Here is a 14,941-nt window from a genome sequence, read left to right on the forward strand (position 1 = left end):
GACCGTCGGCGACCTGCGCACGACCTCCAGCCGGCCCGGCGAGGCGACGGCCGCGAAGGCCTTGCGGACCGTGTCCAGGTCCAGCGCGTCGGCCCGCTGCGCGCCGACGCCGAAGAACGCCTCGACGGCGGCGAGCGCGACGGCCGCGTTGTGCGCCTGGTGCGCGCCGTGCAGTGGCAGGTACACCTCGGGGTACTCGCCACCCAGCCCGCGCAGCGTCACGAGCTGTCCGCCGACGGCCACCTGCCGCTCGACGACACCGAACTCCAGCCCCTCCCGGGCCACGGTCGCGTCCACCTCGACGGCCTTCTTCAGCAGCACCTGCGCCGCGCCGACCGGCTGCTGCGCCATGATGACCGTCGCACCCTGCTTGATGATGCCGGCCTTCTCCGTCGCGATCTCGACGTGCGTGGAGCCCAGCCGGTCGGTGTGGTCGAGGTCTATGGGCGTGACGACGGCGACGTCCCCGTCGATCACGTTCGTCGCGTCCCAGGAGCCGCCCATGCCGACCTCCACGACGGCCACGTCGGCGGGGGCGTCGGCGAACGCCGCGTACGCCATGCCGGTGAGCACCTCGAAGAAGGACAGCCGGTACTCCTGGGAGGCGTCGACCATCTCCACGTACGGCTTGATGTCCTGGTACGTCTCGATGAACCGATCGGGCGCGATGGGGGCGCCGTCGAGGCTGATGCGCTCGGTGATCGACTGCACGTGCGGCGAGGTGTAGCGGCCGGTGCGCAGCTCGAAGGCGCCGAGCAGGGCCTCGATCATGCGGGCGGTGGAGGTCTTGCCGTTCGTCCCCGTGATGTGGATCGACGGGTACGACCGCTGAGGCTCCCCCAGCACGTCCATCAGCGCGGCGATACGGCTGACGGAGGGCTCCAGCTTGGTCTCGCCCCACCGCGTGGCGAGCTCGGTCTCGACCTCGCGCAGGGCCTTGTCGACCTCGGGGTCGGCGGGGCGCGTGGGGATGTCGGCGTCCGGGGGGCCGCCCTGGGTGCGGAGGGTTCGGCTGCCGGCTTCGATGACCGCGAGGTCGGGGTCGCGGTCGGTTTCCTCCGCGATGATCTCGTCGAAGGGGTCGAGGGGGTCGGGCTGGTCGTCGGCGTTGTGGTCTGGAGGGAGCTCGCTCACGGGGCCAGTCTACGGAGCGGGGGTGACATCGGTCGGGGGCGGCTTGTGTCGTCGCGTGTGTGCGGGTTCGTCGTGGCTTGTCGCGCCCACGCGGCCGAGCCGCACATCGATTCGGCCCCGCGCCCCCGAACTGCGTGAAGGCCCCCGGTGCCGACAAGCACCGGGGGCCTTCACATGGTACGAACGGCTACGCCTGCGGCAGCCTCTCCAGCTGGGCCTGGATCCGGGCGATGTCCTCCTCCGCCTTGGCCAGGCGGGTGCGGATCTTGTCGACGACGTGGTCGGGGGCCTTCGCCAGGAACGCCTCGTTGCCGAGCTTGCCGTTGGCCTGGGACTTCTCCTTCTCCGCCGCCGCGAGGTCCTTCGCCAGGCGCTTGCGCTCCGCCACCACGTCGATCGTGCCGGACAGGTCGAGGGCGACCTCGGCGCCGGCGACCGGGAGGGTGGCCGTGGCCGCGAAGGCGTCGCCCTCCGGCTGGAGGCGCAGCAGCTGGCGGATGGCCGCCTCGTGGGGCGCGAACCGGGTGCCGTCGAGGGTCAGCCGGGCCGGGACCCGCTGGCCGGGCTGGAGGCCCTGGTCGGCGCGGAAGCGACGGACCTCGGTGATGACCGACTGCAGGCTCTCGATCTCACGCTCGGCGTCGGCGTCCCGGAAGCCACTGTCCTTCGGCCAGTCGGCGATGACGACCGACTCGCCGCCGGTGAGCGTGGTCCACAGGGTCTCGGTGACGAACGGGACCACCGGGTGCAGCAGCTTCAGCGTGACGTCGAGGACCTCGCCGAGGACGCGCTTGGAGACCTCGGCCGCCTCGCCGCCCGCCTGGAACGTCGTCTTGGACAGCTCGACGTACCAGTCGAAGACCTCGTCCCACGCGAAGTGGAACAGGGCGTCGGAGAGCTTCGCGAACTGGTAGTCCTCGTAGAACGCGTCGACCTCGGCGACGACCGAGTTGAGCCGGGACAGGATCCAGCGGTCGGTCGCCGACATCTTCGAGACGTCCGGCAGCGGACCCTCGATCGTCGCGCCGTTCATCATCGCGAAGCGCGTCGCGTTCCAGATCTTGTTGGCGAAGTTGCGGGACCCCTGGACCCAGTCCTCGCCGATCGGGACGTCGACCCCGGGGTTCGCGCCACGGGCGAGCGTGAACCTCAGCGCGTCGCTGCCGTACTTGTCCATCCAGTCCAGCGGGTTGACCGCGTTGCCGAAGGACTTCGACATCTTCTTGCCGAACTGGTCGCGGACCATGCCGTGCAGGGCGATGGTGTGGAACGGCGGGGTGCCGTCCATCGCGTACAGGCCGAACATCATCATCCGGGCGACCCAGAAGAAGAGGATGTCGTAGCCGGTGACCAGGACGGAGTTCGGGTAGAACTTCGCGAGCGACTCGGTCTGTTCGGGCCAGCCGAGCGTGGAGAACGGCCACAGGCCGGAGGAGAACCAGGTGTCGAGAACGTCGGTGTCCTGGCGCCAGCCCTCGGCCTCGGTCCCGGGCGGCTCCTCGTCGGGGCCGACGCAGACGACCTCGCCGTTCGGGCCGTACCAGACCGGGATGCGGTGGCCCCACCACAACTGCCGCGAGATGCACCAGTCGTGGAGGTTGTCGACCCAGTCGAAGTAGCGCTTCTCCATCTCCTGCGGATGGATCTTGACCTTGCCGTCGCGGACGGCGTCACCGGCCGCCTTCGCGAGCGGGCCGACCCTGACCCACCACTGCATGGACAGCCGCGGCTCGATGGTCGTCTTGCAGCGCGAGCAGTGGCCGACGGAGTGGACGTACGGCCGCTTCTCGGCGACGATCCGGCCCTCGGCGCGCAGCGCGGCGACGATCGCCGAGCGGGCCTCCAGCCGGTCCAGGCCCTGGAAGGGGCCGTGGGCGGTGATGACCGCGTGCTCGTCCATGATCGTCAGGGCCGGGAGGTCATGGCGCTGGCCGATCTCGAAGTCGTTCGGGTCGTGCGCCGGGGTCACCTTGACGGCACCGGTGCCGAACTCGGGGTCGACGTGCTCGTCCGCGACGACCGGGATGGAGCGGTCGGTCAGCGGCAGCTTGACCAGCTTGCCGATCAGGTGCTTGTACCGCTCGTCACCCGGGTGGACGGCGACGGCCGTGTCACCGAGCATCGTCTCGGCGCGGGTGGTGGCGACGACGATGGTGTCGTCCCCGTCGCCGTACTTCATGGAGACGAGCTCGCCGTCGTCGTCCTGGTACTCGACCTCGATGTCCGAGATGGCCGTCAGACAGCGGGGGCACCAGTTGATGATGCGCTCGGCGCGGTAGATGAGCTCGTCGTCGTAGAGCCGCTTGAAGATGGTCTGGACGGCCTGGGACAGGCCCTCGTCCATCGTGAAGCGCTCGCGGGACCAGGCGACACCGTCGCCCAACCGGCGCATCTGGCCGCTGATCTGCCCGCCGGACTCGCCCTTCCACTGCCAGACGCGCTCGACGAACGTCTCACGGCCCAGGTCGTGGCGGGACTTGCCCTCCTTGGCGAGCTCGCGCTCGACGACGTTCTGCGTGGCGATGCCGGCGTGGTCCATGCCGGGCTGCCACAGCGTCTCGTAGCCCTGCATGCGCTTGCGGCGAGTCAGGGCATCGATGAGCGTGTGCTCGAAGGCGTGCCCCAGGTGGAGCGAGCCCGTGACGTTCGGCGGCGGGATGACGATGGTGTACGGCGGCTTGTCGCTCTTGGCGTCCGCCTCGAAGTAACCCCGCTCTACCCAGCGCTCGTACAGCGGCCCCTCTACGTCGGCCGGCGCGTACTGGGTCGGCAGGTCGGTGCTGGGCGCTGGTGGCTGCTGCTGAGCGTTCTCGGTCACGGGGGTCAGTTTAGGGGTGTCACCGACCGGTCCCGAAACGCGTTTCGTTTGTAACGGTGGGGATCCCGATGCCATGCACACGGCGGGTCTGCGCCAGGATGTCCGGAACACATAAGCATCTGGAGGGGAACCCAGAACATGAGTTACAACCAGCCGGGCCCGTACGGCGGGCAGCCCCAGCAGCCCGGCCCGTACGGCCAGCCGGGCCCGTACGGCCAGCAGCCGCAGGCGCCCCAGCCCGGCTACGGATATCCCCAGCAGGCCCCTCCGCCCCAGCCCGGCTACGGCTACCCGCAGCAGCCCCCGCAGGGCGTCCCGCCCCAGCAGGCTCCTTACGGCCAGCAGCCCCCGTACGGCCAGCAGCCGCCCTACGGCCAGGCCCCGTACGGCGTGCCCCAGCCGCCCGCGCCGGGCGGCGGCAAGAAGAAGACCGGCCTCATCATCGGCGCGGTCGCCGTCGTGGCGGCGATCGGCGTGGGCGCGTACTTCGTGATCGGCGGGGGCGGCGGCGCGGGCGCCCTGGAGGACGACGGGCCGCACAAGCTGACGACTCCGGCGACGGTGCTCAGTGAGTACAAGCGCACCACGAAGGACGGAACGACCGCCGGCAGCGACTCGACCTCGGAACTGGAGAAGAGCGGCGTCAAGAACGCCAAGTCTGCGGCGGGCCTTTACAACACACTGGACATGAGCGACTACGACCCGGACGACCCGGCGTCGGCGGCGAAGATGGCCACGGCCAAGACTCTCTCGGTGGCCGGTGCCTACGGCGAGATCTCCGATCCCGCGGCGACGCTGGACCTCTTCTTCGCCAACTTCAAGAAGTCGGCCGAGAAGGAGTCCGCCGCCGGGTCGGGCAAGCCCGAACTGGTGGGCGAGCCCGAGGCGGCCGACCTCGACGGCGCGGTCATGAAGTGCCAGTCGGTCAAAGGCCAGGACCGGCTGTCCAAGAAGGAGAAGATCAACTGGTTCTGCGCGTGGGCCGACTACAGCACCATCGCCATCGTGTCGCCGGGTGAGGTGGCGCAGGGCGTCACCAAGGACGTGGCGATCGACCTCACGACCAAGGTCCGCAAGGAGATCCGCGTCGCAGCCTGACGACGGCCACGACAAAGGCGCCCGGCAGCAGTGCCGGGCGCCTTAGCGTGCGGTGGGTGATCAGGCTGTCTTCTGCTCGCCCGGCCCGCGTCCTCGCGCATCCCGCGGAATCAGCGTCGGGTTGACGTTCGACTGGACGACGTCCGCCGTGATGACGACACGGGCCACGTCCTTGCGGGACGGGACCTCGTACATCACGCCCTGGAGGACTTCCTCCATGATGGCGCGCAGGCCGCGCGCGCCGGTCTGGCGGAGGATGGCCTGGTCGGCGATGGCCTCGAGGGCCTCGCGCTCGAAGTCCAGCTCCACGCCGTCGAGTTCGAAGAGGCGCTGGTACTGCTTGACGAGCGCGTTGCGCGGCTCGACGAGGATCTGGAGCAGGGCCTCGCGGTCGAGGTTGTGGACCGAGGTGATGACCGGGAGGCGGCCGATGAACTCGGGGATCATGCCGAACTTGACCAGGTCCTCCGGCATGACCTCCTGGAACTGGTCCTTGGACTCCATCTCGCGCTTGGAGCGGATCTGCGCGCCGAAGCCGATGCCCTTGGCGCCGGCACGGGACTCGATGATCTTCTCCAGCCCGGCGAAGGCGCCACCCACGATGAACAGTACGTTCGTCGTGTCGATCTGGATGAACTCCTGGTGGGGGTGCTTGCGTCCGCCCTGCGGCGGGACCGAGGCCGTGGTGCCCTCAAGGATCTTCAGCAGGGCCTGCTGGACGCCCTCGCCCGACACGTCGCGCGTGATCGAGGGGTTCTCACTCTTCCTCGCGACCTTGTCGATCTCATCGATGTAGATGATCCCGGTCTCGGCCTTCTTGACGTCGTAGTCGGCCGCCTGGATCAGCTTGAGCAGGATGTTCTCGACGTCCTCGCCGACGTATCCGGCCTCCGTGAGCGCCGTGGCGTCGGCGATCGCGAAGGGGACGTTCAGCATGCGCGCGAGGGTCTGCGCAAGGAGGGTCTTGCCCGAGCCCGTGGGGCCGAGGAGCAGGATGTTGGACTTCGCCAACTCGATGGCGTCGTCACGGCCGTTCGCCCCGCCGTTCTCACCGGCCTGGACTCGCTTGTAGTGGTTGTACACCGCTACGGAGAGGGCCTTCTTGGCGGCCTCCTGGCCGACCACGTAGCCCTCGAGGAACTCGTAGATCTCGCGGGGCTTCGGGAGTTCCTCCCAGCGGACCTCGCTGGTCTCCGCGAGCTCTTCCTCGATGATCTCGTTGCAGAGGTCGATGCACTCGTCGCAGATGTACACACCGGGCCCTGCGATGAGCTTCTTGACCTGCTTCTGGCTCTTGCCGCAGAACGAGCACTTGAGCAGATCGCCGCCGTCACCGATGCGTGCCACGGTGTGCTTCCCCTTCGCCTGGGAGACTCCTGGACGTATACCGTCCAGCGGACTCCTGGTGCTGCCTTATGTCCGACGGTACCTTGCCGGGCCCCTCGTTCGGGCCCCCCTTGGCGCGGTTCGCTTTGACGTGAACCGACTCAAACCGTGCCAAGGGGCGGCAGACGTTACTGCCTCTCGCGTCAGCGCAGGCTCGAGTTGTCCATCTTCCGGGTGCTGATGACCTGATCGATCAGGCCGTAGCTCAGCGCGTCCTCGGCCGTGAGGATCTTGTCGCGCTCGATGTCCTCGCGGATCTTCTCGACCGGCGTGGTGGAGTGCTTGGCCAGCATCTCCTCCAGCTGCGAGCGCATCCGGAGGATCTCGTTCGCGGCGATCTCCAGGTCGGACACCTGACCGCGGCCGGTCTCGCTGTACGGCTGGTGGATCAGCACGCGCGCGTTCGGCAGGGCCATGCGCTTGCCCGCCGTGCCGGCGGCCAGCAGGACGGCGGCGGCGGAGGCGGCCTGGCCCATGCAGACCGTCTGGATGTCCGGCTTCACGTACTGCATCGTGTCGTAGATCGCGGTGAGCGCCGTGAAGGAGCCGCCGGGGCTGTTGATGTACACCGAGATGTCACGGTCGGGGTCCATCGACTCCAGGCACAGCAGCTGCGCCATGACGTCGTTGGCGGAGGCGTCGTCGATCTGGACGCCGAGGAAGATCACGCGCTCCTCGAAGAGCTTCGCGTACGGGTCGTACTCACGGATGCCCTGGGAGGTGCGCTCGACGAAGCGCGGAATGATGTAGCGGGACTCGGCCTGCGGGCCGGTGTAGCGACCCTGCGAGGCGCTCATGTCCTGCACGGCGTGCATACGGTCGTAGATCCCGCTGCCGGGGAACTGGTTCACGGTGTCTCCTGAAAGGGGCTGAGGCGGTCGGCTGGGGCTGTCTGGGGTCGCTGGGGCCCGGGAGGGCTCCGTGGGCCTCACGGGGCGCCACAGGCCCCGCGGGGACCGCTCAGGCCCCGGTGCCGCCGCCGCCCGGCATACCTGCGGCCGTGGGGATGACGTCGTCGATGAGGCCGTACTCCTTGGCCTCGAAGGCGTCGAACCAGCGGTCGCGGTCCGAGTCGCGGGTGATCTGCTCGATCGTCTGGCCGGTGTGCTGCGAGGTCAGCTCGGCCATGCGCTTCTTGGTGTGCAGCAGCCGCTCGGCGTGGATCTTGATGTCCGAGGCCGAACCGGCGAGGCCGGCGGAGGGCTGGTGGATCAGGATCTCGGCGTTCGGCAGCGCGAAGCGCTTGCCGGGGGTGCCGGCGCTGAGCAGGAACTGGCCCATCGAGGCCGCGAGGCCCATGGCGATGGTGACCACGTCGTTCTTGATGAACTGCATGGTGTCGTAGATCGCCATGCCGGCCGTGATGGAACCGCCGGGGCTGTTGATGTACAGGTAGATGTCCTTGTCCGGGTCGGCGGCAAGGAGCAGCAGCTGCGCGGTGATCTTGTTCGCGATGTCGTCGTCGACCGGCTGGCCGAGGAAGATGATCCGCTCGTTGAGCAGCCGGTTGTAGACCTGGTCGCCGAGGCCACCACCGATGGAAGGCTCGCCGGCGGCTGAGGGCATCAGATTCGTCACGTATCCACCTGCTCGTCTTACGACGGCGCCGGGCCGTCTCACGTTTCCCTAGGGGCTAGGAGCCGTTCGGGGACTCCACTGCCCTCGTATTCATGGACCCTAACGCGCGGGTCCCTTCGGGGAATCCCGGAGATGGGAGTGTTCGCCGGGGGCGTAGCGCTGCGCGGCCTCGGCGTGGTGGTTCCGTCCATCGGCGGCTGCGGGTGCGTCGTGGTTGCTCGCGCAGTTCCCCGCGCCCCTGGAGGACGCCGGCCCCGGGAGCAGGAAGGCCCCGGGGTCCGCACCCCAGGGCCTTCTCGCAGACATACCGCTACCGGGGCTCAGCCCTCGGTCTTCTCCTCGGCGGAGTCGGCCGGGGTCTCCTCGGCGGAGGCCTCCGCCGACTCGGTCTCGTCCTCTTCGTCGTCGAGGTCGACGATCTCGCCGTTGGTGTCCTTGACCGTGGCCTTCTCGACCACGACGGCCAGGGCCTTGCCGCGGGCGACCTCGCCGACCAGGAGCGGAACCTGGCCGCCCTCGACGACCGCCTGGGCGAACTGGTCGGGGGACATGCCGGAGGAGGCGGCACGGCGCATGAGGTGCTCGGTGAGCTCCTCCTGGTTGACGTTCAGCTTCTCCTGCTTGACGAGCTCGTCGAGCACGAACTGGGTCTTGATGCCCTTGACCGCGGCCTCGCGGGTCTCGGTCTCGAACTCCTCCTCGTTCTTGCCCTGGATCTCCAGGTACTTCGCGAGGTCGAGACCCATCTGGCCGAGCTGGTGGTGCTCGAGGTTGTGCTTGCGCGTGTTGACCTCGTCCTCGAGCAGCTTCTCGGGGACCGGGACCTCGACCAGCTCGAGCAGCTTCTCCAGGACGCGCTCCTGGGCCTGCGTGGCCTGGTCGTACTGCTTCATGTTCTCGAGCCGCTTGCGGCTGTCCGCGCGAAGCTCCTCGATGGTGTCGAACTCGGAGGCGAGCTGCGCGAACTCGTCGTCCAGCTCAGGCAGTTGACGCTTGGCGACCTGGGTGACCTTGACGGTGACCTCGGCCTCCTTGCCGGCGCCGGAGCCGCCCTTGAGCTCGGAGGTGAAGGTGGCCTCGCCACCGGCCTCCACGCCCTTCACGGCGTCGTCGATGCCTTCCAGCAGCTCGCCGGAGCCGATGGTGTAGGAGACGCCGTCGGCGACCCCGTCCTCCAGGACCTCGCCGTCGACCTTGGCCCGCAGGTCGATCGTCACGACGTCGCCGTCCTCGGCGGCACGCTCGACCGGGGCGGTGGAGGCGAAGCGCTCGCGCAGCTCCTCGACGGCCTTGTCGACGTCCTCGTCGGTGACTTCGACCGCGTCGACCTCGACCTCGATGCCGGAGAAGTCCGGAATCTCGATGGACGGGCGGATGTCGACCTCGGCGGTGAAGTTCAGCGTCTCGCCGTCCTTCAGCTCCGTGATGTCGACCTCGGGCTGGCCCAGCACGCTGAGCTCGGCCTCGTTGACCGCGTCGGTGTAGAACTTCGGAAGCGCGTCGTTGACCGCCTCCTCCAGCACCGCACCGCGGCCGAACCGCTGGTCGATGACACGGGCAGGGACCTTGCCCTTGCGGAAGCCCTTCACCGTGACCTGCTGGTTGATCTTCTTGTACGCCGCGTCGAGGCTGTCCTTGAGCTCCTCGAAGGGCACCTCGACAGTCAGCCGAACCCGGGTCGGGTTCAGGGTCTCCACGGCGCTCTTCACGGTTCGGTCTCCTTGTGGCTGACTTCTTGGTTTCTGCCGGGGCCAGAACGGCCCGGCGGATTTCGCCGCCCGGAGACTTCAGACGCTGAGACACACGGGCGTGCAGCTTGCATAGTAACGGCAGCGCCTACACCGCCCAAAAGGCGATCACGCGAGTGATCGGATGGGCGATCACGCGAGATGATCGGGTGGCTGGTCGGGGTGGCGGGATTTGAACCCACGGCCTTCCGCTCCCAAAGCGGACGCGCTACCAAGCTGCGCCACACCCCGTCTGGTGCGAGACGTAGGGTACATGCCGACAGGCGGTGTGGCCGTCGCATTTCCACAGGGCCCGTGCCGCGTCCGCTCCGGCGGGAATGCGGTGTGCGACGGAGGGGGCCGACCCGCTACGATGCCTTCAGTGCCGCGGTCGCCCGACCTGCGGCGCATGCTGTGCGGGCGTAGCTCAATGGTAGAGCCCTAGTCTTCCAAACTAGCTACGCGGGTTCGATTCCCGTCGCCCGCTCCATACGTATCAGGGCCGGGTCGGAGGATGATTCCTCCGACCCGGCCCTGATCGATTGCGGGGTCGTTACGGTCATCGCATGGCCCCTCACCCCTTCACCCCCGCGGACATCGCGTCGATGCCCCGGGCCGAGTTCGCCTTCCCCGGCTCACTGCGCGACCGGCTCGTCGCGGCGATCCTCAGCGGTGCGAAGACCACCACGACAGGGCTCGTCGTCGACTACGAGCACGAGGGTGACCCGCTACCGGACATCGGGGACCGTTCGGTGGTCGTGGACTCGGACGGCCGTCCGGTCGCGGTCATCGAGGTGACCGACATGCGCGTGGTCCCGCTGGCCCAGGTCGATCTCGCGCACGTGGTGGACGAGGGGGAGGGGCACAGCAGCGTGGCCGAGTGGCGGGAGAACCACGAGCGGTTCTGGCACGGCGAGGACATGCGTACGGCTCTGGAGGACCCCGGCTTCACCGTGGACGACACCACCCCGGCGGTTCTGGAACGCTTCCGCCTCGTCGCCGACCTCCGCCTCGCCGGTCATTGACCGCCCACGCGGCCCACGTGGCCTTACACCGCTCTCAGAGGTCGCGTACGTCGACGGTGTAGACGGAGCGGATGCCGTAGGGGACGTACAGGGCGTCACCGACGAGAAGGAGCTGTGCCCCGGAGGTGACGAGCAGGCTGTCGACCCGGCCGCCGTCGTCGCGGCCGTCCCGGGTGTCCTCGACCTTGCCGCTGCGCGCGTTCAGGGCGGCGAGGCGGCCGCTGGGCGACGCGAAGTACACCTGGGTGGCGGAGGCGGTCGGCGGCCCCTGCCGCTCCACGGTGGTGTTGGATTCCCACAGGGTCCGCCCGGTCAGCGGCGAGACCGCGCGGACGCCGCCGCCGGTGCGCGTGAAGTAGACGGTGCCGCGGACCAGGTACGCCCTCGACGCCTCGGGCCGGGACTCCGCCAGCCGTCGCACGGTGAGCTTGTGCGAGGCGACGTCGATCGCCTCGCTGCCGCTGGGCGCCGGCCGCCTCACCGCCGGCTGGCTGCCCGGTGACCCGCCCGACCCGGACGACGTCCGCGCCCTGCGCCGGCACGTGCGGACCGAGATCGCCCGCACGGTCGGTGAGTTCAGCCGCCTCGGCACCCCCGACCACGTCGTCGCCACGTCGAAGACCTTCAAGCAGCTGGCCCGCATCGCCGGCGCCGCCCGTTCCGCCGAGGGCCTCTACGTCCAGCGCGAGCTCAAGCGGGAGTCCCTGGAGGGCTGGGTCCCGCGCCTGGCCGCCATGACCGAGCAGGAGCGCGCGGAGCTGCCGGGCGTCTCCGAGGGCAGGGCCGGCCAGCTGCTGGCGGGCGCCCTGGTCGCCGAGGCCGCGATGGACCTGTTCGGCGTGGAGCGCGTGGAGATATGCCCCTGGGCGCTGCGGGAGGGCGTGATCCTGCGTCGCCTGGATCACATGGAGTCGGTGTAGGGGCCCGTCCGTCTATGGCAAACACCACAACGGCCAAGAGGCCCCCCACCTCACCCCGACCACACCCCGTAATCTGTCCTGCATGGCAGAGCCAGCCGTGAAGATCCCGGACGCGAAGGTCGCCCTGTCGACGGCCTCGGTCTACCCGGAGTCGACGGCCACGGCCTTCGAGATCGCCGCGCGCCTCGGCTACGACGGAGTCGAGGTCATGGTCTGGACCGACCCGGTCAGCCAGGACATCGAGGCCCTGCGCAGACTCAGCGACTACCACCGCATCCCGATCCTGGCCGTGCACGCCCCCTGCCTGCTCATCACGCAGCGCGTCTGGTCCACCGACCCGTGGACCAAGCTCCAGCGGGCCCGCGCGGCGGCGGAGAAGCTCGACGCGAGCACGGTCGTGGTCCACCCGCCGTTCCGCTGGCAGCGCCAGTACGCCCGGGACTTCGTCTCCGGCATCTGGCGCATGGCCAACGAGACGGACGTGCGGTTCGCCGTCGAGAACATGTACCCCTGGCGCTACCGCGACCGCGAGATGCTCGCGTACGCACCCGACTGGGACGTCACGAAGGACGACTACCGGCACTTCACGATCGACCTCAGCCACACCGCGACGGCCCGTTCCGACGCCCTGGACATGGTCGACCGCATGGGGGACCGGCTCGGCCACGTCCACCTCGCCGACGGCCGGGGTTCCGCCAAGGACGAGCACCTGGTGCCCGGCCGCGGCACCCAGCCCTGCGCCGAGGTGCTGGAGCGGCTCGCCCTGACCGGCTTCGACGGGCACGTCGTCATCGAGGTCAACACCCGCCGCGCGATGTCGAGCGCGGAGCGCGAGGCCGATCTGGCGGAGGCCCTGGCCTTCACCCGCCTGCACCTGGCCTCGGCGGTGAAGGTGCCGCGGACATGACCGGCCGGCCCCCGGCGGGCAGCGGGTCCGGCACCGCCGCCCGCCGCCGCGGCCGCCCTCCGCGCACGGAGTCGGCGGACACCCGTGACCGCATCCTGACCGCCGCCCGCGACGAGTTCTCCGAGCGGGGCTACGAGAAGACGTCCGTGCGCGGCATCGCCAAGTCCGCCGGCGTCGACCCGGCCCTCGTGCACCACTACTTCGGCACGAAGGAGCAGGTCTTCGAGGCGGCGATCACCCTGTCCTTCGGACCCGCCCTGCAGGCGCCGAAGGCCATCGAGGAGGGCCCGCTGGACGGGGTGGGGGAGCGCCTGGCCCGGTTCTTCTTCGGCGTCTGGGAGAACCCGGCGACCCGCGCGCCGCTGCTCGCCATCGTCCGGTCCGCCCTCACCAACGAGACCGCGGCGGCCGTCTTCCGGCGGATCATCGCCACCCAGGTGCTGCGCCGCATCGCGGTACGGCTGGAGCTGCCGGACGCCGAGCTGCGGGCCGAGCTCGCCGCGGCGCAGCTCGTGGGCACCGCGATCCTGCGGTACGTCCTCAAGGTCGAGCCGCTGGCCTCGGCGGACCCGGAGCAGGTCATCGCGCGGCTCGCACCCGTCGTACAAGGACATCTGACCGACCCGTAAGGCGTGCGGGTGACCGGTCCGTAGACCGATCCCCAAGGCGTGCGGGTGGCCGATCCGTAAGGCGTGCGGGTGCTCGATCCGTAAGGCCTGCGGGTGCCGTCGCCCGAGACGACTGTCCCGCATTCCGGACGCACCGTCCCGCCCACTGGATGACCGGCGTACGCTCGGTAGCAGTCAGAAATCTCCGAATCCTCTGACGCAGTCTCTGAAGGAGCGAGCGACGATGCCCGAGCTGAGGTCCCGCACAGTCACCCACGGCCGCAACATGGCGGGCGCCCGCGCCCTTATGCGCGCCTCCGGTGTACCGGGTGGGGACATCGGCCGCAAGCCGATCATCGCGGTCGCCAACAGCTTCACCGAGTTCGTCCCCGGGCACACGCACCTGGCGCCGGTCGGCCGGATCGTCAGCGAGGCGGTCGTCGCCGCCGGCGGAATCCCGCGCGAGTTCAACACGATCGCCGTCGACGACGGCATCGCCATGGGCCACGGCGGCATGCTGTACTCCCTGCCCTCCCGCGACCTGATCGCGGACAGCGTGGAGTACATGGTCGAGGCGCACTGCGCCGACGCCCTGATCTGCATCTCCAACTGCGACAAGATCACCCCGGGCATGCTGAACGCCGCCCTGCGGCTGAACATCCCCACGGTCTTCGTCTCCGGCGGCCCGATGGAGTCCGGCCGAGCCACCCTGGTCGACGGCACGGTCCGCACGCTCGACCTGGTCGACGCGATCTCCGACGCCGTGAACGACAAGATCTCGGACGAGGACATCCTCCGTATCGAGGAGAACGCCTGTCCGACCTGCGGCTCCTGTTCCGGCATGTTCACCGCCAACTCGATGAACTGCCTGACCGAGGCCATCGGCCTCTCCCTGCCGGGCAACGGCTCGGTCCTCGCCACGCACACGGCCCGCAAACAGCTGTACGTGAACGCGGCCAACACGGTCATGGACATCACCCGCCGCTACTACGAGCAGGACGACGAGACGGTCCTGCCCCGCAGCGTGGCGTCCTTCGCGGCCTTCGAGAACGCCATGGCCCTCGACATCGCCATGGGCGGCTCCACCAACACGATCCTGCATCTGCTGGCCGCCGCCCAGGAGGCCGGAGTCCCCTTCGGCCTGGACGAGATCAACGCGGTCTCGCGCCGCGTGCCGTGCCTGGCCAAGGTCGCCCCGAACGTCGCCAAGGACCGCACGTACTACATGGAGGACGTGCACCGCGCCGGCGGCATCCCCGCCCTGCTCGGCGAGTTGCACCGAGCCGGCCTGCTCAACGAGGACGTGCACTCCGTGCACAGCCCGTCCCTCGCGGACTGGCTGAAGACCTGGGACGTGCGCGGCGGCTCCCCGTCAGCCGAGGCGCTCGAGCTGTGGCATGCGGCCCCCGGCTGCGTCCGCTCCGCCGAGGCCTTCTCCCAGTCCGAGCGCTGGGAGGCCCTGGACGAGGACGCCGAGGGCGGCTGCATCCGCTCCGCCGAGCACGCCTACTCCAAGGACGGCGGCCTGGCGGTCCTCAAGGGCAACCTGGCCGTGGACGGCTGCGTCGTGAAGACGGCCGGCGTCGACGAGTCCATCTGGACCTTCGAGGGCCCGGCCGTCGTCTGCGAGTCGCAGGAGGAGGCCGTCCAGAAGATCCTCACCCAGCAGGTCAAGGACGGCGACGTCGTCGTCATCCGCTACGAGGGCCCCAAGGGCGGCCCCGGCATGCAGGAGATGCT

Annotated in this window: 12 protein-coding genes, 2 tRNA genes and 1 pseudogene; 7 read left to right on the plus strand and 8 right to left on the minus strand. The window is 69.4% G+C overall.

The features are described from left to right. Both ABZ281_RS12920 and ABZ281_RS12925 read right to left on the minus strand, forming a co-directional pair. Positions 1–1,134: Mur ligase family protein (locus ABZ281_RS12920; RefSeq protein ID WP_356654891.1), on the minus strand; the 1,134-nt coding region annotated here is incomplete at its 3' end. Between the two features lie 187 nt (positions 1,135–1,321). Next, a complete protein-coding gene (locus tag ABZ281_RS12925; RefSeq protein WP_356654893.1) occupies positions 1,322–3,952 on the minus strand; it encodes a valine--tRNA ligase in 2,631 nt (876 codons plus the stop codon). Between the two features lie 138 nt (positions 3,953–4,090). Here ABZ281_RS12925 and ABZ281_RS12930 point away from each other — a divergent pair, with 138 nt between their 5' ends. Further along, on the plus strand, positions 4,091–5,050 hold the full coding sequence (locus tag ABZ281_RS12930) for a hypothetical protein (RefSeq protein ID WP_356654895.1): 960 nt from the start codon (positions 4,091–4,093) through the stop codon (positions 5,048–5,050). Positions 5,051–5,110: 60 nt separating this feature from the next. On the opposite strand, the gene clpX is transcribed toward ABZ281_RS12930, so the two are convergent. The 5 genes from clpX to ABZ281_RS12955 form a co-directional block, all read right to left on the minus strand. Beyond that, on the minus strand, positions 5,111–6,397 hold the full coding sequence (clpX, locus tag ABZ281_RS12935; RefSeq protein ID WP_010041898.1) for an ATP-dependent Clp protease ATP-binding subunit ClpX: 1,287 nt from the start codon (positions 6,395–6,397) through the stop codon (positions 5,111–5,113). A gap of 182 nt (positions 6,398–6,579) precedes the next feature. Continuing rightward, the gene (locus ABZ281_RS12940) at positions 6,580–7,287 is read right to left on the minus strand and encodes an ATP-dependent Clp protease proteolytic subunit (RefSeq protein WP_298570889.1); all 708 of its coding nucleotides are present in this window, start codon (positions 7,285–7,287) and stop codon (positions 6,580–6,582) included. A 109-nt stretch (positions 7,288–7,396) separates the two neighbouring features. Further along, a complete protein-coding gene (locus tag ABZ281_RS12945) occupies positions 7,397–8,002 on the minus strand; it encodes an ATP-dependent Clp protease proteolytic subunit (protein ID WP_190904457.1) in 606 nt (201 codons plus the stop codon). A 332-nt stretch (positions 8,003–8,334) separates the two neighbouring features. Beyond that, the gene (gene tig / locus ABZ281_RS12950; RefSeq protein ID WP_356654897.1) at positions 8,335–9,723 is read right to left on the minus strand and encodes a trigger factor; all 1,389 of its coding nucleotides are present in this window, start codon (positions 9,721–9,723) and stop codon (positions 8,335–8,337) included. A 193-nt stretch (positions 9,724–9,916) separates the two neighbouring features. Continuing rightward, positions 9,917–9,993 (minus strand) — tRNA-Pro (locus ABZ281_RS12955). A gap of 164 nt (positions 9,994–10,157) precedes the next feature. Between ABZ281_RS12955 and ABZ281_RS12960 the strand changes: the two genes are divergently transcribed. Both ABZ281_RS12960 and ABZ281_RS12965 read left to right on the plus strand, forming a co-directional pair. Beyond that, a tRNA-Gly gene (locus ABZ281_RS12960) sits at positions 10,158–10,231 on the plus strand. Between the two features lie 76 nt (positions 10,232–10,307). Further along, positions 10,308–10,766, plus strand: coding sequence for an ASCH domain-containing protein (locus ABZ281_RS12965; RefSeq protein ID WP_356654899.1), 459 nt, complete (start codon positions 10,308–10,310; stop codon positions 10,764–10,766). Positions 10,767–10,800: 34 nt separating this feature from the next. Here the strand turns inward: ABZ281_RS12965 and ABZ281_RS12970 are convergent, their stop codons facing one another. Further along, positions 10,801–11,187, minus strand: a complete 387-nt coding sequence (locus ABZ281_RS12970; protein WP_356654901.1) for a PQQ-binding-like beta-propeller repeat protein — start codon at positions 11,185–11,187, stop codon at positions 10,801–10,803. 31 nt (positions 11,188–11,218) lie between these two features. On the opposite strand from ABZ281_RS12970, the pseudogene ABZ281_RS12975 reads away from it, so the two are divergent. The 4 genes and pseudogenes from ABZ281_RS12975 to ilvD form a co-directional block, all read left to right on the plus strand. Next, positions 11,219–11,686, plus strand: a pseudogene (locus ABZ281_RS12975) (Ppx/GppA family phosphatase); the annotation flags it as partial. A gap of 82 nt (positions 11,687–11,768) precedes the next feature. Further along, entirely contained in the window at positions 11,769–12,593 is an 825-nt protein-coding gene (locus ABZ281_RS12980; RefSeq protein WP_356654903.1) for a sugar phosphate isomerase/epimerase, read from the plus strand. Then, complete coding sequence (locus ABZ281_RS12985) at positions 12,590–13,222, plus strand: TetR family transcriptional regulator (protein WP_356654905.1); 633 nt, start codon at positions 12,590–12,592, stop codon at positions 13,220–13,222. Before ABZ281_RS12980 ends, ABZ281_RS12985 begins: the two co-directional genes overlap by 4 nt. A gap of 223 nt (positions 13,223–13,445) precedes the next feature. Then, on the plus strand, positions 13,446–14,941 hold a 1,496-nt coding region (gene ilvD, locus ABZ281_RS12990), incomplete at its 3' end, for a dihydroxy-acid dehydratase (protein WP_356654907.1).

It is taken from the genome of Streptomyces sp. NPDC006265, from assembly GCF_040613555.1.
GTDB lineage: Bacteria > Actinomycetota > Actinomycetes > Streptomycetales > Streptomycetaceae > Streptomyces.